The sequence below is a fragment of the Klebsiella sp. 10982 genome, assembly GCF_048589245.1.
GTDB classification, from domain to species: Bacteria; Pseudomonadota; Gammaproteobacteria; order Enterobacterales; family Enterobacteriaceae; genus Klebsiella; species Klebsiella quasivariicola.
On sequence record NZ_JBMAXV010000002.1, the window covers coordinates 264,912 to 284,512 of the forward strand.

A 19,601-nucleotide genomic window follows, 5' to 3' on the forward strand; every position below is an offset into this window, starting at 1 on the left:
TTATTTGTCCTGCCAGCTAAAGCGGCGGGCGAGCAGCATCAGACCCTGCTCCAGCAGCAGGCCGACGACGCCGATAATGACGATGGCGATGATGATGTTTTCCACATTGAGGTTGTTCCACTCGTTCCAGATCCAGAAGCCGATCCCCAGCCCGCCGGTGAGCATTTCCGCCGCCACGATCACCAGCCAGGCGATGCCGATGGAGAGACGCACGCCGGTGAGCACCGCCGGCAGCACCGCCGGAAAGAGAATTTTGCGCATCACCGTCCACTCCGAGAGCTGGAGGACGCGGGCGACGTTGAGATAGTCCTGCGGGATCCGCCGCACGCCTTCCGCGGTGTTGATCACCATCGGCCAGATGGAGCAGATAAAAATGGTCCAGCTGGAGGCCGGCTCCGCCTTCTGGAACAGCAGCAGGCCAATCGGCAGCCAGGCCAGCGGGCTGACCGGGCGCAGCAGGGCAATCAGCGGATTAAACATGCGGGCGAAGAACAGCGAACGGCCGATCAAAAACCCCAGCGGAATGCCCGCCAGCGCCGCCAGGCCGAAGCCCACCGCCACGCGCTGCAGGGAGGCCAGCACGTTCCAGCCGATGCCCATGTCATTGGGCCCGTCCTGATAGAACGGATCGGCAAACAGCGTCAGCGCCGAGTCCAGCGTGCTCAGCGGCGTGGGAAAACCTTTGCTGTGCATCGCCGCCAGCTGCCAGGCCAGCAGCAGCACCCCCAACCCCAACAGCGGGGGTAGCAGGCGCTGAATGAGCTCACGCAACCAACGCGTGACGGTTGGCGTGGTGCGCCGGACCTGCACCGGCGGCAGGATAATCACTTCGCCAGGCGCGTTCTCCACGCTGACGACCGGTTGCTTACGTTGTGCCTGCTTCATCTCATGCCCCCTTACGTTGAATGGCAAAATGGCGGGCGTAGCCTTCCGGGTCAGACCCGTTCCAGACCGTACCGTCCATCAGTGTGCTGCTGCGCATCGTGGCTGCCGGGGTGCTGATCCCGCCGACCGCCTGGACGGCAGCCTGCCAGACGTCGATGCGGTTAATGCGCGACGCCACCGCGAGGTAATCCGGAGCCTGCTTCAGCAGTCCCCAGCGGCGGAACTGGGTGAGGAACCACATTCCGTCCGACAGCCACGGGAAACTCACCTCGCCCCCGGCCCAGAAGCGCATCGGATGGGCATCCTGCCAGCGGCGGCCAAGGCCGTTGTCATACTCCCCCAGCATCCGGCCGGTGAGGTACTGTTCCTTGGTATTGAGCCAGCCACGTCTGGCGAGCAGGCGGGCCGTCTCCTGAGTATTCTCCGGCGAGGCGGCGATCCAGCGCTGCGCCTCCATCAGGGCCGCCACCAGCGCGCGGGCGGTGTTCGGGTTGCGTTCCACCCAGTCGCGACGGGTGCCCAGCACCTTTTCCGGATGCTCGGGCCAGATATCCTGGGAAGTGGCCGCGGTGAAGCCAATGCGGTCGTTAATGGCGCGCGCGTTCCACGGCTCGCCGACACAAAAGCCGCTCATATTGCCGATGCGCATGTTCATCACCATCTGCGGCGGCGGCACCACGACGGTGCGCACATCGTTGAAGGGATCGATGCCGGCGCTCGCCAGCCAGTAGTAAAGCCACATGGCATGGGTGCCGGTAGGAAAGGTATGGGCGAAGGTGTAACTGCCCGGCGCGCTGCGGTCGATCAGCCGCTTCAGCCCGCCGAGGTCGGTCACCCCTTTCTCCTGCAGCTCGCTGGAGAGGGTGATCGCCTGCCCATTGCGGTTGAGGGTCATCAAATTGGCCATCGCCTGCGGCTTGCTGGCGATCCCCAGTTCGAGGCCGTACAGCAGGCCATAGAGAATATGCGCCGCGTCGAGCTCGCCGGCCACCAGCTTGTCGCGCACCGCCGCCCAGCTGGCTTCCTTACTCGCCACCAGGGTGATGCCATATTTTTGGTCAAACCCCTTCGCCGCGGCGATGGCCAGCGGCGCGCAATCGGTCAGCGGAATAAATCCGACCCGCACGCGGGTTTGCTCCGGTTTGTCCGAGCCGCCGGCCCAGGCGGCCTGCATCACGCCCGGCAGCAGCATCGCGCCGCCCAGCGCGGCCCCTGCCTGCAGCAAGCGCCGCCGGGAAATTGAAAATTTGTCGCCCATATCCGCTCCACCATGCGCAAAAAAAAAGCGCCCGACAGTGCATACGCACTGCAGGACGCCTTTATCCACGGACACCCGAACCGCCATTGGTTCGTTGCCCGGACTTTTATTCACTTAATAAGTAATGCAAACGGGATGCCAGCTTTGGCAATAGCGCGCTGGCGGGCTTTTTCCCAACGCTGGCCGGTTTTTCACCTAAAAGTGCACCGCCGGCAGGCAAAGAATGCCCATCGATTGTGCATCTACTCCTTTGGTGTTAGCGGCCAAATCGCCTTCACCATCAGCAGCGCGCGGGCTATCTCAACCATGCGCTGATTTTTGTCCATGGCCATCTTGCGCAGCGTCTGCCAGGCCTGCTCCTCCTGCATTCCCTGGTGCGTCATCAGCAGACTTTTCGCTTTTTCGATCAGCTTGCGCTCTTCGAGCGCGTCTTTCAGCGAGGCCAGCTGGCTGGAGAGCTGCTGCAGCTCATAGGCCTGCTGGCGCACCAGCGGCAGTAGCTGTTTATCGAGCCGTGGCGTCACGCTATCGTCTTCCTCTCCGGCCTGCCAGCCAGGCGCGTCGTCTGCTAACAGCGCGTCGGTGGCATCCAGCAGATCGTCGATCAGTTGCTCTTCCACTTCGCGCAGTTGCTCAAGCCGTTGGGTTTGCAGGCCAAACCAGCGCAGCGCCGTTTCCCCGCCGTCGGCAGCCGGCTGGCGGGTACAGGCGATCCGCCGCAGCTGTTCAATATCCAGACCGGCGTGGCACTGGGTTCTGAACAACTGGACGGTCGCCGGGCTGCCCAGCGCCTGAAAGCTGTCGAAGCAGGGCTGCTGACCGTCAATACGGTCCACCAGCTGCTGGCGCAGGCTGTCGCTGAACTCGCCGCGGGTAAAGCCCAATGCTCCCAGCGCGCGCTCCTGGCCCACCAGCTCTTTTCCCTGCATAAAGCTGTACAGGGCGACCATCCGACCAGCCACCGGCGGATCGTCAATGCTGTCATTGAGCTGCGGGGCGATGTTCAGCAGATGGCGGATGACGCGGCTGAACTGCTCCGTCGCGGCTTCAGCGGCAATTTGCCGGCGGCCGATCTGCGCGCGTAGCGCCGGGAGCTGCGCCAGCTCGTCAACCGCTCTGGCGATACGCCAGCACAGCGCGCTGCCGGCTACCGCGCGCGCCCGTTCGAGGCTGGCATAAAACAGGGCTAGCCGCTCGTCAACCAGCGCCCCTCCCGCCCGACACTCCGCTGTATACAGCAAGCCGCCCGAGCAAAGATAGATATTCGACGCCCCGCGCTCACACTGCAGCATATGCACCAGCGCGCTGAGCTGGCTGGCCAGTTCCCCCAGTTGGCTAAGCTGCTGAAGCTGTTGTTTTTGCAGGCGACGCGCCAGCTGCAGCCAGGCCGTCGCATCGTGCGCATGACCAGTCGTATTATTCATACCCCTCCTCCGCGTTAACGCTTTATACTGCTTAAAGCAATAACCGTGCCTTTAAGAAGGAGTTTGTATGCAACGTATTGTGATCATCGCCAACGGCGCCGCCTACGGCAGCGAATCCCTGTTCAACAGCCTGCGCCTGGCCATTGCCCTGCGCGAGCAGCAGTCCGACCTCGATCTCAAGCTGTTTCTGATGTCCGACGCCGTCACCGCCGGGCTGCGGGGGCAGAAGCCGGCAGAAGGGTATAATGTGCAGCAGATGCTGGAGATCCTCACCGCCCAGCAGGTTCCCGTGAAGCTATGTAAAACCTGCGCGGACGGCCGCGGGGTCAGCGCACTGCCGCTGGTTGACGGCGTGGAGGTTGGCACTCTCGTTGAGCTGGCCCAGTGGACCCTGGCGGCAGATAAAGTGCTGACCTTCTGAATCTGGGGCGCCAAACGGCAGGAAATATCAGGTTTCGCCGCCTGCGGAGGTAAAAAAAACGTTAGCTGAATGCTTTCAGGAACAACGTCATTTTTGTTTAATCTTTATCCCTTTTTTTGATCAAAATCAGCATCCCGACCCGCGCCGTTTGGTGTGATGCACAGAGCAAAGTGTGAACAATATCACGCGAGGACTGGGTGGGCAGGATGCTGTAGCGGGACAGAAACGGGGTATAAAATGGCGATGGTTAAAGCAAGTTTGACGTTATTTGGTGGTGACACGCTGGTGGTGCGGTGCTCAGAGCGCTGCCATATTCATCTGATGAGCGCGAAGGTCCCGGGCGACAGTCATGCGGATATTCTGAGCGTGCAGGATCGGGACAGCGCCTATCTGACGGTGCCCTACAGCGGCACCTGGAACGTGCTTATCGACAGTCACAGCCAGTCGCTGGAGCACTCCATCAGCTACGTGCCGGCCTGACCGTCACTGCCAGAACACACGCCCGGTCATGCCGGGCGTGAGATTCATGACAAACCTCATGCAATCATTGTACTTGCAGATTGCACCAGAAAAATAACAAGGAAAATCAATTTATTGATTTTCGGCTGATAACCACCAGTAAGGAAAAACCACGCTTTTTCCTTACTGGTCAGCAATCGGACGCCCGGTCATGCCGGGCGTTTTCTTTTGCGCGCGCTCAGGCCAGGCCCGGCGTCGGACTCTCGCCCAACAGCGCACGGACGCTGGCCACCAGGTCATCGAGACTGGCATCGTGCATGCCCAGCTTGCGCAGCGCCTGCTCAAGCGAAAACAGATACTGGGCGTTGGTGCCGAGCGGCCCGCTGGCCCGGGCGATCAGCGGGGCGATAACCTGGGCACTGGTATCCGGTTCAAACAGTGGATGGCGCGGATCCATAATAAACACCAGGGCATTCACCGTCCGTCCGTCGTCCAGCTCCAGCTTGCACCAGGTGGGCAGATAGCAGCCGGTGATCATCTCCCGCTTCCACAGCAGGGTCAGCTCCTCCTCCAGCGTGTCGTCAGGCAGACGATAGGCGACGCCGGTGGTTCGGCCGCCCTCTTTGAGAGCCAGCATGCGTCCCGGCTGGCAGGCACTACCGCGCCCGGCGGTCAACCGCAGGCAAAACGCGCGGTGCCAGCCCGGCAGCGTGCCGGTGCAGGACTCGCGATAATTGAGCGCCGGGTTCCAGATAAGCGAACCGTAGCCAAAGATCCATACTGAGCCATCATCCGGGCGGCAGGCCAGCGTCGCCGCCAGCGAGGCTGCACGTTGTTCTGCCGACCAGAGTAGCGATTCCTCAATAGCGCCAAACGCTGTCTTACAATCCGCATTCATTAAGAAATCACGAGTTAACACTGTTTACTACCTCCGCCACTGCCCGCTTCCCTGCGTTCGTCTCATGCATCCGTCAATATTGCTGAAATATTATCCAGCTTTATCTTTCAATAAGCAATCAGCGGGGCGCTGGCAAGCGAAAATGCGGCGTCAGCGATTATTTTTTCTTATGCCACTTATCATCATCGCCTTTCTCATAGCTGTTCTTCACCGCCGCCCAGGCGACTTTGTGCGCCGTCTCTTCGCGGCTGGCGTCATCGCGCCGCTCGTCTTTATCTTTATATTGATCCCAGGCACTGTTAAACGCTTCTTTGTAAATTTCCTGCGCATGGGCAGGCAGAACGTGCTGAACGCTGTCGGGGAGCTCTCGTTTACTGTGATAGGGCATAATGATCTCCTGTTTGAGCATAAAATCTCAGTTTGGTACGCGGACGGCTGGCTATCAAGGCGATGCTAAGTGATAAAACGATTTTAGTAATTATCTGAATAGTAAGTATTAAATAAAATTAAGCGCAAATTATAATAAACTAATCAAGATATCTCTCGATACCCGTAAACTTAAGTAAAAATACAGCGTCAATTTAGCAAAATCTGTTACTTTACCGCCCTACGTTTTTATAATTATAACACCTGCATAAATGGAGATGGTTCATGACCCATGCACATGAGGCGGTAAAAACCCGCCATAAGGAGTCCTCCCTCGTCTTTCCGGTGCTGGCGCTGGCGGTGCTGTTTTTCTGGGGAAGCAGCCAGTCACTGCCAGTGGTTATCGCGATTAATATCCTCGCGCTGGTGGGTATTTTAAGCAGCGCCTTCAGCGTAGTCCGCCACGCCGACGTCCTCGCCCATCGCCTGGGCGAACCCTACGGCTCCCTGATTTTAAGCCTGTCGGTGGTTATCCTTGAGGTCAGTCTGATCTCCGCCTTAATGGCCACCGGCGACGCCGCCCCGACCCTGATGCGTGATACCCTCTACTCCATCATAATGATCGTCACCGGCGGTCTGGTCGGTTTCTCCCTGCTGCTGGGCGGGCGTAAATTCGCCACCCAATATATGAATCTGTTCGGCATTAAGCAGTATCTTATCGCCCTGTTTCCGCTGGCAATTATCGTGCTGGTGTTTCCGATGGCGCTGCCGGGCGCAAACTTCAGCACCGGGCAATCGCTGCTGGTGGCGGTGATCTCGGCGGCCATGTACGGCGTTTTCCTGCTGATTCAGACCAAAACCCATCAGAGTCTGTTTGTTTATGAGCATGAGGACGACGGCGACGATGACGACCCGCACCACGGTAAACCCTCCGCCCACAGCAGCGGGTGGCATACCGCCTGGCTGCTGGTGCACCTGGTAGCGGTGATCGCGGTTACCAAAATGAACGCTAACCCGCTGGAAACGCTGTTGACCAGCATGAATGCCCCGGTGGCCTTTACCGGCTTCCTGGTGGCTCTGCTGATCCTGTCGCCGGAAGGTCTTGGCGCCCTGAAAGCGGTGCTCAATAATCAGGTGCAGCGGGCGATGAACCTGTTCTTCGGCTCCGTGCTGGCCACCATCTCGCTGACGGTCCCGGTGGTCACCCTCATCGCCTTCCTGACCGGCAATGAGCTGCGCTTTGGCCTTGGCGCGCCGGAGATGGTGGTGATGGTCGCCTCGCTGGTGCTCTGCCATATCTCCTTTTCCACCGGGCGCACCAATGTGCTGAACGGCGCGGCCCACCTGGCGCTGTTCGCCGCCTACCTGATGACCATTTTCGCCTGATAACCTTTCTCCGCCCGGCAGAACCCGGGCGAAAAAAAAGCCTGCCGGTTTTTACGCCGGCAGGCTTTTTTACTGATGCAGTCAGGCTTACTTGCTGGTATCCAGCTCGTCGAAGCTTTTCACCAGATCGTCAATCGCTTTCATCTGCTTGAGGAACGGCTCCAGTTTATCCAGCGGCAGCGCGGACGGGCCGTCGCATTTCGCGTGGTCCGGATCCGGATGCGCTTCGATAAACAGACCGGCGATACCCACCGCCATACCGGCGCGAGCGAGTTCGCTCACCTGGGCACGACGACCGCCAGAAGCCGCGCCAAACGGATCGCGGCACTGCAGCGCGTGGGTGACGTCGAAAATGACCGGCGAGTTGTTGGAGGCTTTCTTCATCACGCCGAAGCCAAGCATATCCACGACCAGATTGTCGTAACCGAAGTTAGCGCCGCGGTCGCACAGAATGACTTTGTCGTTGCCCCCTTCGATAAACTTATCGACGATATTGCCCATCTGACCCGGGCTGACGAACTGCGGCTTCTTGACGTTGATCACCGCCCCGGTTTTGGCCATCGCTTCCACCAGGTCAGTCTGGCGCGCGAGGAAGGCCGGAAGCTGGATCACGTCCACCACGTCAGCCACCGGCTGCGCCTGGCTGGCTTCATGAACGTCGGTGATGATTTTCACGCCAAAGGTCTGCTTCAGCTCCTGGAAAATCTTCATCCCTTCTTCCAGACCCGGCCCACGATAGGAGTGGATGGAGGAACGGTTGGCTTTATCAAAGGAGGCTTTGAAGACGTAGGGGATGCCGAGCTTCTGCGTAACGGTGACGTAATGTTCGCAGATGCGCATCGCCAGATCGCGTGACTCCAGCACATTCATCCCGCCGAACAGCACGAACGGCAGGTCGTTTGCTACGTTGATATCACCAATGCTAACCACTTTTTGTTTCATAAGTTCGCCTTATCAGGGTGTAACCGGAATGGTTCCAGACTAATGCAATGTAATTTGTTTGTGCGAAATCGTGTTGATCTGCGCGCGGATCATCTCACTGATCGGATCCTCCGGGCACTGCTCAACGAAATAGCTCAGATCCAGCAGCGCAACGTGATCGCAATCCAGCTGGGCGTAAATCAGCCCACGGTCGCGGATCTCGTACGGATCTTCCGGGTTAAACTGCAGCAGCGCCTCGCTGGCGCGCAGGGCCAGCTCCATCTGTCGCTCTTCCATCAGCGCCGACTTCAGGGTATCCAGTAGTTTGCGGATCACCTCGGCATTATCCGCTTCGTCGAGGTCTTCATTAAACAGTTCTGCCACCGGGCCGATGTTGCCTTTCAGCCAGACCTCCAGGGTATGCTCGTCGAGGGTCTCGCCGTTGAACGGATTAATCAGCCACATCTCCTCGCTGGTTTCCGGATCCGCGCGCAGCAGCATCTGGGTCGGGAAGATCACTGGCACCACCGGCAGCGCCAGACGCTGGGCAATCCACAGCAGGATCGCGCCTAACGACACCGCACTGCCCTGGCGGGTGACCAGCACTTTATCCAGCCACAATGCGTCGGAAAGACGATACACGCCCTGCGAGGCGCCAAAGCCCCACTCCTCGTAAAACAACTCCAGCAGGCGTTCTATCTGGCGCTCCTGGTCCCACGAAGGCGCAATCTCCTCCTGCGCCAGGCGCAGCAGCCGCTGCAGCTCTTCCTCAACAAAATGCGTCGGAAAATCGTCGCGGACCTGTACAGAAATGAGGACCATGCCATCACATAATGGCGCTTTGTTAAATTCGAAATCCGCTAATGACCCCATGACCTACCCCAGTATCGGTATTCTTGTGATGGCGAGTTGAATGATAATAAACAACACCACCAGCGCCAGCAGGAACGCGATAAAACGGCTCTGCTGGCTGCGCGGACGACGGCGGCCCAGCGCGATAAAACCTAATGCGATGTAAATGATAACGCCAAACAGCTTTTCAGTCAGCCATGCGCCGTCTTCGGTGAACGGCAGGTAGTGCGTTATCGCCATTAAACCCGCACCGCTGAGAAACAGCAGCGTATCGCTGCAGTGCGGCGCAATTCGCACCCACCGCTGGTTCAGCAGCGGGCTCTGGTGATACATCCACCAGTAACGTAAAACGAACAATCCTACCGACACCGCCACGCTGGCGATGTGCAGGTAGAGGACAGCCGTGAATAAGTTCATCCGCCAATCTTCTCCATGCCCATGTCCGGTAAATGCCCAAGAGTCAAACGTTCATTGTCGCCATAGTCGCGGCAGGTCGCGACATCAAGATAACCCGCCTCGCGGAACAGGGTGCGCACCGCTTCGCCCTGGGTCCAGCCATGCTCCAGCAGCATAGTGCCGCCGGGCAGCAGATACTGTCGCCCCTCGCGGATAATCTGCGCCAGATCGGCAAGCCCATGATCGGCGGCGACCAGCGCCGTCCGCGGCTCAAAGCGCACATCGCCCTCGGCAAGATGCGGATCGGCGGCATCGATGTAGGGCGGATTACTGACAATCATGGCGAAGCGCTGCCCGGGCAGTGCGCTAAACCAGTCGCTTTGCCGTATCGTCACGTTAGCGATGTCCAGATGAGCGGCATTGCGCAATGCCAGCGCCACGGCGTCCGGCATCACATCCACCGCGGTGACCTCGCAATCCGGACGCTCGCTGGCCAGCGCCAGAGCAATGGCGCCGGTCCCGGTGCCGAGGTCGAGAATACGGCACGGCACGGCAGGCAGTCGCGCCAGCGCCTGCTCCACCAGACACTCGGTATCCGGTCGGGGGATCAGCGTCGCCGGGGAGACGAACAGCGGCAGCGACCAGAACTCACGCTGCCCAACCAGGTGGGCAATGGGTTCTCCGCGCTGACGTCGCTGCAGGAGCGCCTCCAGCGTCGTCGCCTCGTCAGCGGACAGCGTCGTTTCGCCGAAGGCCAAAATCCAGGTGCGCGCCCGGCCGGTAACATGTCCCAGCAGGATCTCGGCATCGCGTCGCGGGCTGTCGCTTTCACGCAGCCGGGCGATCGCCTGCTGCAGCCAGGCCTGAAAGGTCATCATTCCTGCTCGGACAGCGCCGCCAGCTGATCGGCCTGATATTCCTGAACAATTGGCTCAATCAGCATATCGAGTTTGCCTTCCATGGTTTCATCCAGACGATAAAGCGTCAGGTTGATGCGGTGGTCGGTCACGCGCCCCTGTGGGAAATTGTAAGTGCGGTTACGGTCGCTACGATCGCCGCTGCCCAGCAGGTTACGGCGCGTGGAGGCTTCCGCCTGCTGACGCTTGGCCACTTCGGCGGCGCGGATACGCGCCCCCAGCACTGACAACGCCTTGGCTTTGTTTTTATGCTGGGAACGTTCGTCCTGACACTCCACCACGATGCCGGTCGGCAGGTGAGTAATACGGATAGCTGAGTCGGTGGTGTTGACGTGCTGACCGCCCGCGCCGGAGGAGCGGAAAGTATCGATGCGCAGATCCGCCGGGTTAATGTCCGGCATTTCGGCTTCCGGCAGCTCCGGCATCACCGCCACGGTGCAGGCGGAGGTATGAATACGCCCCTGCGATTCGGTGGCCGGCACACGCTGCACGCGATGGCCGCCGGATTCAAATTTCAGCCGACCGTAAACGCCGTCGCCGCTGAATTTGGCGATCACCTCTTTGAATCCGCCGTGTTCACCTTCGTTGGCGCTGAGGATCTCCACCTGCCAGCGGCGCGATTCGGCGTAGCGGCTGTACATGCGGAACAGATCGCCGGCAAACAGCGCCGCTTCGTCGCCGCCGGTTCCGGCGCGCACTTCCACGAAAGCGTTACGCTCGTCATCGGGATCTTTCGGCAGCAGCAGTACCTGCAGCTGTTGCTCCAGCTGGTCGCCTTTTTCTTTGGCGTCACGCAGCTCTTCCTGCGCCATTTCGCGCATCTCCGGATCGTCGAGCATCATCTGCGCAGTTTCGATATCCTCCTGCACCTGACGCCAGTCGGTATAGCAGCGCGCCACATCGCTCAGTTGAGCATATTCCCGCGACAGCGCGCGGAATTTATCCTGATCGGCAATCGTCGCGGCATCGCCGAGCAGCGCCTGCACTTCTTCATGGCGCTCGTACAACGCTTCCAGTTTGGCAACAATAGAAGACTTCATAGGCGTGAATTCACCCTGTCCTGAAAATAAGAGAAAGGTGCGCTATTCCAGCCCGAGGCTGTTGCGCAGAATATGCAGGCGTTCGTCGTCCCCGTCACGGGCGGCCTGCTGAAGAGATTTGGTTGGCGCGTGGATCAGGCGGTTGGTCAGCTTGCGGGCCAGATCCTGCATAATTTCCTGGGCATCACCGCCCTGCTCCAGCGCGGCCAGCGCCTTCGCGGTCAGCTCCTCACGGACCTGCTCAGACTGAGAACGGTATTCGCGAATCGTCTCGCTGGCGCTCTGCGCGCGCAGCCAGGCCATAAATTCGCTGGTCTCCTGCTCGACGATCGATTCCGCCTGCACCGCCGCGGCTTTACGCTGCGCCAGGTTATGCTGAATGATGTTTTGCAGATCGTCGACGCTGTAGAGGTAGGCGTTGGCCAGCTTGCCGACCTCCGGTTCGACATCGCGCGGGACGGCGATATCCACCAGCAGCATCGGCTGGTTACGCCGCGCCTTAAGCGCGCGCTCCACCATACCTTTGCCGATAATCGGCAGCGGACTGGCGGTGGAGCTGATAATAATGTCGGCCTCTTTCAGCCGTTCGTCGATATCACTGAGGGCAATCACCTCGGCGCCCACTTCGTCCGCCAGCGCCTGGGCGCGTTCGCGGGTGCGGTTGGCAATCACCATTTTGCGCACGTGATGTTCGCGAAGATGGCGCGCCACCAGTTCGATGGTTTCACCGGCGCCGACCAGTAACACGGTGACGCTGGAGAGCGATTCAAAGATTTGCCGCGCCAGGGTACAGGCGGCGAACGCGACGGAAACGGCGCTGGCGCCGATATCGGTTTCGGTACGCACACGCTTTGCCACCGAGAACGACTTCTGGAACATCCGCTCCAGTTCGCTGACGTTCAGATGACCGCGGCTGGAATCAGCAAACGCTTTTTTCACCTGGCCGAGGATCTGCGGCTCGCCCAGCACCAGCGAATCGAGGCCGCTGGCGACGCGCATCAGATGGCTGACGGCGTCATTATCCTGGTGCCAGTAGAGGCTCTTACGCAGGTCTTCTTCGTTGAGGCCGTGATAGTTGCACAGCCAGCGGATCAGCGCTTCCTGCAGATTGTCCTGCTCTTCGACGCTGAGATAGAGTTCCGTGCGGTTGCAGGTCGACAGCACTACCCCACCCTGCACCATCGGCTGAGCCAGCAAGCTCTCCAGCGCCTGATCGAGCGTTTCCGGCGAAAACGTCACACGTTCTCGCAGGTCGACCGGCGCTGTTTTGTGATTGATGCCAAGAGCTAAAAGGGTCATTGTGAGGGAGTAGTACCAGCGTTGCTAAGGTTAGTCTGAGTGCATCATACAGGATGCGCGTAATCAATAAAAGAGAGGCTCCCCTTTTGGAGTAATAGCCAAAGCAAGACCGCCATTAACGTTAATTTTTTGATTTCAGACAACTTGAACGTAGACGCTATCGCCCGGCGACGCTAGCATTAAGGGTTATAAATGTAACCTGCTACACAAATCGGCCCGCTGTTCCCCTGCCGCCGTTTTTCCCTGTAGACATCAAGGATTTGTCATCATTATGAATCGACTGTTCCGCTTGCTGCCGCTGGCCAGCCTCGTCCTCACCGCCTGTTCTCTTCATACGCCGCAAGGGCCTGGCAAAAGCCCGGATTCGCCGCAGTGGCGTCAGCACCAGCAGGCTGTTCGCAGCCTCAACCAGTTCCAGACTCGCGGGGCGTTTGCCTATCTTTCCGATGAGCAAAAAGTCTATGCTCGCTTCTTCTGGCAACAGACCGGCCAGGACCGCTATCGCCTGCTGCTGACCAACCCGCTGGGCAGCACCGAGCTGTCGCTGACCGCGCAGCCAGGCAGCGTGCAGCTGATCGATAACAAAGGCCAGACCTACACCGCCACCGATGCCGAAGAGATGATCGGCCGCCTGACCGGGATGCCGATCCCGCTGAACAGCCTGCGCCAGTGGATCATCGGCCTGCCGGGCGACGCCACCGACTATTCGCTGGACGATCAGTACCGTATGCGTGAACTTAACTACACGCAAAATGGCAAAACCTGGCACGTCACCTACGGCGGCTACACCAGCGATACCCAGCCAGCCCTGCCGTCTAATGTCGAGCTGAACAATGGCGCTCAGCGCATCAAGCTGAAGATGGATAACTGGATCGTGAAATGATGAGCCGCTGGCACTCTCCTGCAAAACTGAATCTGTTTTTATATATCACCGGCCAGCGGGCCGATGGCTACCATACCCTGCAGACGCTGTTTCAGTTTCTCGACTATGGCGACACCTTGACCATCGAACCGCGAACTGACGGTCAACTGCGCCTGCTGACGCCGGTGGCCGGCGTGCCGGACGAGGAGAACCTGATCGTTCGCGCTGCGCGTCTGCTGATGCGTGCCGCCAGCGAAAGCGACCGCCTGCCGGCGGGTAGCGGCGCCGATATCAGTGTCGACAAGCGCCTGCCGATGGGCGGCGGCCTGGGCGGCGGCTCATCCAATGCCGCCACCGTGCTGGTGGCGCTCAACCATCTCTGGGGCTGCGGTCTCTCGGAAGAGGAGCTGGCGACCCTGGGCCTTCAGCTGGGGGCCGATGTGCCGGTCTTCGTGCGCGGTCATGCCGCCTTTGCCGAAGGAGTCGGCGAAATTCTGACGCCGGTGGAGCCCGAGGAAAAATGGTACCTGGTGGCGCACCCGGGGGTCAGTATTCCGACGCCAGTCATTTTTCGCGATCCGGAGCTACCACGAAATACCCCGCGCCGGTCAATTAATACGTTATTAAATTGTGAATTCAGCAACGATTGCGAGCTTATCGCAAGAAAACGTTTTCGCGAGGTTGATGCAGCGCTTTCCTGGCTGTTAGAATATGCGCCGTCACGCCTGACCGGCACAGGGGCCTGTGTGTTTGCTGAATTTAACACCGAATCCGCTGCCCGTCAGGTGCTGGACACTGCCCCGGCATGGCTAAATGGCTTTGTAGCGCGTGGAGTTAACCTCTCGCCGCTCAAGCAGGCCCTGCTCTGAATCCTGCGCCGTGATGGCGCAACGATAACGAGTCAACCGGGGAAATTGAGTTACGGTGACAACGTCACCCTGTTCCAGACGTTGCATCGTGCTCTTTAAATACACCGACTGGATCGAATGGCGCCAGCCCGCACATTATTGGCCCACTCATCCACCACTGGACGCATGCCTGAGGTTCTTCTCGTGCCTGATATGAAGCTTTTTGCTGGTAACGCCACCCCGGAACTAGCACAACGTATTGCCAACCGCCTGTACACTTCTCTTGGCGACGCCGCTGTAGGTCGTTTTAGCGACGGCGAAGTCAGCGTACAAATCAATGAAAACGTACGCGGTGGTGATATTTTCATCATCCAGTCCACTTGTGCTCCCACCAATGACAACCTGATGGAACTGGTTGTTATGGTTGATGCTCTGCGTCGTGCTTCGGCAGGTCGTATCACCGCCGTTATCCCTTACTTCGGTTATGCTCGCCAGGACCGTCGTGTTCGTTCTGCTCGTGTGCCAATCACCGCGAAAGTGGTGGCGGATTTCCTGTCCAGCGTCGGCGTTGACCGCGTGCTGACCGTTGACCTGCACGCAGAACAGATCCAGGGCTTCTTCGATGTGCCAGTCGATAACGTGTTCGGCAGCCCAATCCTGCTGGAAGATATGCTGCAGCTGAACCTGGACAACCCGATAGTGGTTTCTCCGGACATCGGCGGCGTCGTTCGTGCTCGCGCTATCGCTAAACTGCTGAACGATACCGATATGGCTATCATCGACAAACGCCGTCCGCGCGCCAACGTCTCCCAGGTGATGCATATCATCGGTGACGTTGCCGGTCGTGACTGCGTAATGGTCGACGATATGATCGACACCGGCGGCACCCTGTGTAAAGCGGCAGAAGCGCTGAAAGAGCGTGGCGCGAAACGCGTATTCGCTTACGCGACGCACCCAATCTTCTCCGGCAACGCTATCCAGAACATCAAAAACTCTGTCATTGATGAATTTGTCGTCTGCGATACCATTCCGCTGGCACCAGAAATCAAAGCGCTGGATAAAGTGCGTACTCTGACGCTCTCCGGTATGCTGGCTGAAGCTATTCGCCGTATCAGCAATGAAGAATCTATCTCTGCTATGTTCGAACATTAATCGAGCCCAGCACAAAAACCCGCTGCGGCGGGTTTTTTTGTCTCCGCGCTTTATTTGTATGATCAATGCCTCCTTCACCTGCCATTTAGTTGACAGATGATGCGCTCATGGATGAAACATTATTGTGAACAGATTATTTTCCTCACATGTGATGCCTTTCCGCGCCCTCATCGACGCTTGTTGGAAAGAAAAATACAGTACCGCCCGCTTTACCCGCGACCTGATCGCCGGGATCACCGTCGGGATCATCGCGATTCCGCTGGCGATGGCACTGGCGATTGGCAGCGGTGTGCCGCCGCAGTACGGCCTCTATACCTCCGCGGTGGCAGGGATTGTGATCGCTTTAACCGGTGGGTCGCGCTTTAGCGTTTCCGGCCCAACCGCCGCCTTTGTGGTGATCCTTTATCCGGTTTCCCAACAGTTTGGCCTGGCGGGGCTGCTGGTGGCGACGCTGATGTCGGGGATATTTTTGATTCTCTTCGGCCTGGCGCGCTTTGGCCGCCTGATCGAATATATCCCGCTGTCGGTTACCCTCGGCTTCACCTCCGGGATCGGTATCACCATTGGTACCATGCAGATTAAAGACTTCCTCGGCCTGCAGATGCCCCATGTGCCGGAGCATTACCTGCAGAAAGTGGCGGCGCTGGCGATGGCCCTGCCGACCATTAACCTCGGGGATGCTGCCATCGGTATCGTTACTCTTGGCACCCTGATCCTCTGGCCGCGGCTGGGTATTCGCCTGCCGGGCCATCTTCCGGCATTACTCGCCGGTTGTGCGGTGATGCTGGTCGTCAATTTGCTCGGTGGCGATGTCGCCACAATTGGCTCACAGTTCCACTATCAGCTGGCGGACGGCACTCAGGGCAACGGTATTCCGCAACTTTTGCCGCAGCTGGTGCTGCCCTGGGATATGCCGGGTTCAAACTTTACCCTGAGCTGGGCCTCGCTGCAGGCTCTGCTGCCTGCCGCCTTCTCCATGGCGATGCTCGGCGCCATTGAGTCTCTGCTGTGCGCGGTGGTGCTCGATGGCATGACCGGTACCAAGCATAAAGCCAATAGCGAGCTGATTGGCCAGGGGCTGGGCAACATTGTCGCGCCATTCTTCGGCGGGATCACTGCCACCGCGGCGATTGCCCGCTCGGCGGCGAACGTCCGCGCCGGCGCCACATCGCCGGTTGCCGCCGTGATCCACGCCCTGCTGGTGATCCTCGCGCTACTGATCCTCGCCCCGCTGCTCTCCTGGCTGCCGCTGTCGGCGATGGCCGCCCTGCTGCTGATGGTCGCATGGAATATGAGCGAGGCACATAAAGTGATTAACCTGCTGCGCCATGCGCCGAAAGACGACATCGTGGTGATGCTGATGTGCATGTCGCTGACGGTGCTGTTTGATATGGTGATTGCTATCAGCGTCGGGATCGTGCTGGCCTCGCTGTTGTTTATGCGCCGTATCGCACGCATGACCCATCTGGCGCCGGTCAACGTCGAAGTGCCAGACGATGTGCTGGTGCTGCGGGTGATTGGACCGCTGTTCTTTGCCGCCGCCGAAGGCTTGTTCAACGACCTGGAGACCCGGATCGCTGGCAAGCGCATCGTGGTGCTGAAATGGGACGCGGTGCCGGTTCTCGACGCCGGTGGTCTGGATGCCTTCCAGCGCTTTGTGAACAAGCTACCGGAAGGCTGTGAATTGCGCGTATCTAACCTCGAGTTTCAGCCGCTGCGCACGTTAGCGCGCGCCGGCGTTAAGCCGCTGCCCGGACGCCTGAGCTTCTACCCCGATCGTCAGGCCGCGCTGGCTGACCTGTGATCACCCGGCGGCAGGCCCCTGCGCCTGCCGCATCAAGGCTCCGGTCGCCTGCTGCAGCCAGCTCAGCACCGCCGGCGTCATCCAGGTGCCCTTCATCAAATGCGGCTCCTGCTCCATTGCCCGACGAAACTTCTGCAACGTCTGCGGCCGGGTACCGGCGTAGGACTGAAACAGTTCAAGCCACGCCCGGGCCAGCGCCTGACCCGACGCCGAGTCCGGCGCTACGCCCTCCCGGCACGCCTGATGCAGCTTCGCCACCAGCGCAGGCCACTCCTGTAGCCGGTCGAAATAGTGCCGGCGGGTGAACGCCATCTCCTCGTCGTCGAGGTAACGAGCCCAGATGGCCAGTTTGCTTTCGGCAAAGGCCTCGGTGATAAAGGCGATGATGGCCGGGGTGACGCCGGTCTGTTCAACCATTTGCGGCTCGGCGGCATGCATCTCGTTCAGGCGGGTCAGAAACTCCGGGCGCCCTGCCGTATCCTGCTCCAGGCGCTCCATCCAGCGCGTCGCCAGACTCATCGCCTGCGGACTGTCCGTCGGGCAGCCGCTCGCCATCAGCGTCTGCACCTCCTCTGTTAGCTCGCGCCACGCCTGCGCGCGCTGTTCATCCTGTGCCGCAAACGGCAGCGCGGCTAACTCCTGTTGACTAAACCAACGATCGTACATTTTCATTAACTCCAGCGTCTGTAGCCAGGACTCCAGATCGGGTTCATTGCCGCCCGCCAGCGCCTCGCGCAGCACCAACAGCCGGTCGCGCAGCCTGCCGACATCGCGCAATTGGGCGTTGAGCGTCTCTATCTGCTGCGTCAGCAGCTCGGGTAGCGACAGCGTTTGCCGATCGAGATAGTCCTTGATGGTGGCGAGCGTCAGCCCGGCCTGCGCCAGCGCCTTTATCATATGCAGGCGCTGAACCGCGGACAGGTTATAGAGCCGATAGCCCGCCTCGCTTCTGGCCGAAGGCGTTAACAGCCCCGTCTGTTCATAATGATGCAGCGTACGCACCGTCATTCCGGCGCGCTTCGCCAGCTCTCCCACCTGAATTAACATGACTGCTCCTCTCTGTGGCCAGGTCCGCTACTCTGCAGCCTGACGTAACGTCAGGGTCAAGCAAAAACCGCGCTTGTTTTTCACTGTTGGCGGCAACCATAGCAGCACGAAGGTCAGGACGGAATGGGGGCGTAATGTGGCGGGAAATGAAAAAGAGATTACGAGAGACACAGGAAAACGCATCGGCCGTTACCGGCCGATGCGGGAAATCATGCTACGGTTAGCTGTGGCGATGCTGGTTACGACGGCAGCGTTTATCGTAGTGGCGCACCCACCAGTAGCGATCGCTGACCTGCTCGTGACCGCCAATACGGGCACCGGCCAGCCAGAGCACAGCGCCGACGAAGATACTTAAGATTGCGCCATGCGCAAAGAATTGTGGCAGGTTAAGCTGCGGAAGCTGGTTCAAGATGGAGTAACCCACCCCCACAACCATCACCACCAACCCTAACCCCATGAGTACGTTACCGAGTAACGAAGCGTTTTTGCGTTTCATGTGTCACCTCCGGAACTTTGGGTTGCCTGGGAATATCCCCAAATCTTATAGGTGTAGTATAGACAAGGCCCTTTCTCAGGAGTGCGCACACGATCACAATAGTGAACAGCGATTAGACAAAAATTTACAAATAACTCTCTGAACAATATCAAATTCTAATGATTTAGGGGAGCAATCATCAATGCTGGTGTTGTCTCCAGGCCAGAACTTTGTCAAGCGCGCCCGCAGACAGTACACTACGCGGCAGAGAATGCCCCATGCAGGATAGAAACGTGACTATTAAACTGATTGTCGGCCTGGCTAACCCCGGTGCGGAATATGCCGCCACCCGGCATAACGCTGGCGCCTGGTATGTAGATTTACTGGCGGATCGCCATCGTGCGCCGCTGCGCGAAGAGAGCAAATTCTTCGGCTATACCTCGCGTATCAACCTGGCAGGCGAGGATGTTCGCCTGCTGGTCCCCACGACCTTTATGAACCTCAGCGGTAAAGCAGTCGCTGCGATGGCGACCTTCTATCGTATCAATCCGGATGAAATTCTGGTCGCCCATGATGAGCTGGATTTGCCGCCGGGCGTGGCGAAATTTAAGCTTGGCGGCGGCCATGGTGGCCACAATGGCCTGAAGGATATCATCAGCAAGCTGGGTAATAACCCCAACTTTCACCGCTTACGCGTCGGAATTGGCCATCCGGGCGACAAAAACAAGGTTGTCGGTTTCGTGCTCGGCAAACCGCCGGCCAACGAGCAGAAACTGATTGATGACGCCGTCGACGAAGCGGCACGTTGCACGGAAATCTGGTTAAAGGACGGTCTGACTAAAGCGACCAACCGTTTACATGCCTTTAAGGCGCAATAAGCCGTTGTCGTGC

The 19,601-nt window shown here is 59.1% G+C and carries 21 protein-coding genes; 8 read left to right on the top strand and 13 right to left on the bottom strand.

The features are described 5' to 3' along the window. The 3 genes from ntrB to nasR form a co-directional block, all read right to left on the bottom strand. Window positions 1-885 (bottom strand): nitrate ABC transporter permease, encoded by an 885-nt coding sequence (ntrB, locus tag ACKLKD_RS02870; protein WP_008804396.1) that lies wholly within the window; start codon window positions 883-885, stop codon window positions 1-3. Between the two features lies 1 nt (window position 886). Next, window positions 887-2,143: a CmpA/NrtA family ABC transporter substrate-binding protein gene (locus ACKLKD_RS02875; protein ID WP_087805244.1), complete on the bottom strand. Its 1,257-nt coding sequence runs from the start codon at window positions 2,141-2,143 to the stop codon at window positions 887-889. A 242-nt stretch (window positions 2,144-2,385) separates the two neighbouring features. Further along, window positions 2,386-3,567 (bottom strand): nitrate regulatory protein NasR, encoded by a 1,182-nt coding sequence (nasR, locus tag ACKLKD_RS02880; RefSeq protein WP_004214922.1) that lies wholly within the window; start codon window positions 3,565-3,567, stop codon window positions 2,386-2,388. Window positions 3,568-3,634: 67 nt separating this feature from the next. On the opposite strand from nasR, the gene ACKLKD_RS02885 reads away from it, so the two are divergent. Together ACKLKD_RS02885 and ACKLKD_RS02890 are read left to right on the top strand one after the other, a co-directional pair. Beyond that, window positions 3,635-3,988: a DsrE/DsrF/TusD sulfur relay family protein gene (locus ACKLKD_RS02885; RefSeq protein ID WP_002910380.1), complete on the top strand. Its 354-nt coding sequence runs from the start codon at window positions 3,635-3,637 to the stop codon at window positions 3,986-3,988. Between the two features lie 237 nt (window positions 3,989-4,225). Further along, window positions 4,226-4,468 carry a DUF1883 domain-containing protein gene (locus ACKLKD_RS02890; protein WP_002910387.1) on the top strand — a complete coding sequence of 81 codons (243 nt, stop codon included), beginning with the start codon at window positions 4,226-4,228 and terminating at the stop codon, window positions 4,466-4,468. 217 nt (window positions 4,469-4,685) lie between these two features. Here ACKLKD_RS02890 and ACKLKD_RS02895 read toward each other — a convergent pair whose 3' ends face one another. Both ACKLKD_RS02895 and chaB read right to left on the bottom strand, forming a co-directional pair. Further along, entirely contained in the window at window positions 4,686-5,366 is a 681-nt protein-coding gene (locus ACKLKD_RS02895; protein WP_004152258.1) for a gamma-glutamylcyclotransferase, read from the bottom strand. Window positions 5,367-5,502: 136 nt separating this feature from the next. Beyond that, the gene (gene chaB / locus ACKLKD_RS02900; RefSeq protein WP_025712000.1) at window positions 5,503-5,733 is read right to left on the bottom strand and encodes a putative cation transport regulator ChaB; all 231 of its coding nucleotides are present in this window, start codon (window positions 5,731-5,733) and stop codon (window positions 5,503-5,505) included. Window positions 5,734-5,996: 263 nt separating this feature from the next. On the opposite strand from chaB, the gene chaA reads away from it, so the two are divergent. Continuing rightward, on the top strand, window positions 5,997-7,097 hold the full coding sequence (gene chaA / locus ACKLKD_RS02905) for a sodium-potassium/proton antiporter ChaA (protein ID WP_004203207.1): 1,101 nt from the start codon (window positions 5,997-5,999) through the stop codon (window positions 7,095-7,097). An 87-nt stretch (window positions 7,098-7,184) separates the two neighbouring features. Here chaA and kdsA read toward each other — a convergent pair whose 3' ends face one another. From kdsA to hemA, 6 genes are read right to left on the bottom strand one after another with little or no spacing between them, the layout of a single operon-like run. After that, the gene (kdsA, locus tag ACKLKD_RS02910) at window positions 7,185-8,039 is read right to left on the bottom strand and encodes a 3-deoxy-8-phosphooctulonate synthase (protein WP_002910393.1); all 855 of its coding nucleotides are present in this window, start codon (window positions 8,037-8,039) and stop codon (window positions 7,185-7,187) included. Between the two features lie 39 nt (window positions 8,040-8,078). Further along, window positions 8,079-8,891: an invasion regulator SirB1 gene (sirB1, locus tag ACKLKD_RS02915; protein WP_087805155.1), complete on the bottom strand. Its 813-nt coding sequence runs from the start codon at window positions 8,889-8,891 to the stop codon at window positions 8,079-8,081. A gap of 3 nt (window positions 8,892-8,894) precedes the next feature. Then, a complete protein-coding gene (gene sirB2 / locus ACKLKD_RS02920) occupies window positions 8,895-9,287 on the bottom strand; it encodes an invasion regulator SirB2 (protein WP_004203211.1) in 393 nt (130 codons plus the stop codon). Beyond that, a complete protein-coding gene (gene prmC, locus ACKLKD_RS02925; RefSeq protein ID WP_087805153.1) occupies window positions 9,284-10,141 on the bottom strand; it encodes a peptide chain release factor N(5)-glutamine methyltransferase in 858 nt (285 codons plus the stop codon). Before prmC ends, sirB2 begins: the two co-directional genes overlap by 4 nt. Then, entirely contained in the window at window positions 10,141-11,223 is a 1,083-nt protein-coding gene (gene prfA, locus ACKLKD_RS02930; protein WP_008804387.1) for a peptide chain release factor 1, read from the bottom strand. The genes prmC and prfA overlap by 1 nt, the downstream gene beginning before the upstream one ends. 42 nt (window positions 11,224-11,265) lie before the next feature. Beyond that, window positions 11,266-12,522 (bottom strand): glutamyl-tRNA reductase, encoded by a 1,257-nt coding sequence (hemA, locus tag ACKLKD_RS02935; protein WP_012541339.1) that lies wholly within the window; start codon window positions 12,520-12,522, stop codon window positions 11,266-11,268. 271 nt (window positions 12,523-12,793) lie between these two features. Here hemA and lolB point away from each other — a divergent pair, with 271 nt between their 5' ends. The 4 genes from lolB (at window position 12,794) to dauA (ending at window position 17,188) form a co-directional block, all read left to right on the top strand. Then, a complete protein-coding gene (lolB, locus tag ACKLKD_RS02940) occupies window positions 12,794-13,405 on the top strand; it encodes a lipoprotein insertase outer membrane protein LolB (protein WP_087805151.1) in 612 nt (203 codons plus the stop codon). Beyond that, complete coding sequence (gene ispE, locus ACKLKD_RS02945; RefSeq protein WP_165931862.1) at window positions 13,405-14,253, top strand: 4-(cytidine 5'-diphospho)-2-C-methyl-D-erythritol kinase; 849 nt, start codon at window positions 13,405-13,407, stop codon at window positions 14,251-14,253. The genes lolB and ispE overlap by 1 nt, the downstream gene beginning before the upstream one ends. A 183-nt stretch (window positions 14,254-14,436) precedes the next feature. Then, window positions 14,437-15,384: a ribose-phosphate diphosphokinase gene (gene prs, locus ACKLKD_RS02950; RefSeq protein ID WP_002910407.1), complete on the top strand. Its 948-nt coding sequence runs from the start codon at window positions 14,437-14,439 to the stop codon at window positions 15,382-15,384. Window positions 15,385-15,508: 124 nt separating this feature from the next. Next, window positions 15,509-17,188 (top strand): C4-dicarboxylic acid transporter DauA, encoded by a 1,680-nt coding sequence (gene dauA, locus ACKLKD_RS02955; protein ID WP_080896697.1) that lies wholly within the window; start codon window positions 15,509-15,511, stop codon window positions 17,186-17,188. Here dauA and ACKLKD_RS02960 read toward each other — a convergent pair whose 3' ends face one another. Further along, on the bottom strand, window positions 17,189-18,235 hold the full coding sequence (locus tag ACKLKD_RS02960) for a MerR family transcriptional regulator (RefSeq protein ID WP_012541336.1): 1,047 nt from the start codon (window positions 18,233-18,235) through the stop codon (window positions 17,189-17,191). A gap of 220 nt (window positions 18,236-18,455) precedes the next feature. After that, window positions 18,456-18,731, bottom strand: a complete 276-nt coding sequence (ychH, locus tag ACKLKD_RS02965; RefSeq protein WP_002910437.1) for a stress-induced protein YchH — start codon at window positions 18,729-18,731, stop codon at window positions 18,456-18,458. 272 nt (window positions 18,732-19,003) lie between these two features. Here ychH and pth point away from each other — a divergent pair, with 272 nt between their 5' ends. Next, entirely contained in the window at window positions 19,004-19,588 is a 585-nt protein-coding gene (gene pth / locus ACKLKD_RS02970; protein ID WP_025711991.1) for an aminoacyl-tRNA hydrolase, read from the top strand. The last annotated feature ends 13 nt before the right edge of the window (window positions 19,589-19,601 follow it).

Bases quoted from the DNA above. Each gene is read 5' to 3' on its own strand.
- ACKLKD_RS02885 (WP_002910380.1), top strand. From the start codon at position 3,635: ATGCAACGTATTGTGATCATCGCCAACGGCGCCGCCTACGGCAGCGAA.
- ntrB (WP_008804396.1), bottom strand. From the start codon at position 885: ATGAAGCAGGCACAACGTAAGCAACCGGTCGTCAGCGTGGAGAACGCG.
- ACKLKD_RS02890 (WP_002910387.1), top strand. From the start codon at position 4,226: ATGGCGATGGTTAAAGCAAGTTTGACGTTATTTGGTGGTGACACGCTG.
- chaB (WP_025712000.1), bottom strand. From the start codon at position 5,733: ATGCCCTATCACAGTAAACGAGAGCTCCCCGACAGCGTTCAGCACGTT.
- ACKLKD_RS02960 (WP_012541336.1), bottom strand. From the start codon at position 18,235: ATGTTAATTCAGGTGGGAGAGCTGGCGAAGCGCGCCGGAATGACGGTG.
- kdsA (WP_002910393.1), bottom strand. From the start codon at position 8,039: ATGAAACAAAAAGTGGTTAGCATTGGTGATATCAACGTAGCAAACGAC.
- lolB (WP_087805151.1), top strand. From the start codon at position 12,794: ATGAATCGACTGTTCCGCTTGCTGCCGCTGGCCAGCCTCGTCCTCACC.
- nasR (WP_004214922.1), bottom strand. From the start codon at position 3,567: ATGAATAATACGACTGGTCATGCGCACGATGCGACGGCCTGGCTGCAG.
- sirB2 (WP_004203211.1), bottom strand. From the start codon at position 9,287: ATGAACTTATTCACGGCTGTCCTCTACCTGCACATCGCCAGCGTGGCG.
- ispE (WP_165931862.1), top strand. From the start codon at position 13,405: ATGAGCCGCTGGCACTCTCCTGCAAAACTGAATCTGTTTTTATATATC.
- prmC (WP_087805153.1), bottom strand. From the start codon at position 10,141: ATGACCTTTCAGGCCTGGCTGCAGCAGGCGATCGCCCGGCTGCGTGAA.
- sirB1 (WP_087805155.1), bottom strand. From the start codon at position 8,891: ATGGGGTCATTAGCGGATTTCGAATTTAACAAAGCGCCATTATGTGAT.
- ACKLKD_RS02875 (WP_087805244.1), bottom strand. From the start codon at position 2,143: ATGGGCGACAAATTTTCAATTTCCCGGCGGCGCTTGCTGCAGGCAGGG.
- ychH (WP_002910437.1), bottom strand. From the start codon at position 18,731: ATGAAACGCAAAAACGCTTCGTTACTCGGTAACGTACTCATGGGGTTA.
- prfA (WP_008804387.1), bottom strand. From the start codon at position 11,223: ATGAAGTCTTCTATTGTTGCCAAACTGGAAGCGTTGTACGAGCGCCAT.
- hemA (WP_012541339.1), bottom strand. From the start codon at position 12,522: ATGACCCTTTTAGCTCTTGGCATCAATCACAAAACAGCGCCGGTCGAC.
- chaA (WP_004203207.1), top strand. From the start codon at position 5,997: ATGACCCATGCACATGAGGCGGTAAAAACCCGCCATAAGGAGTCCTCC.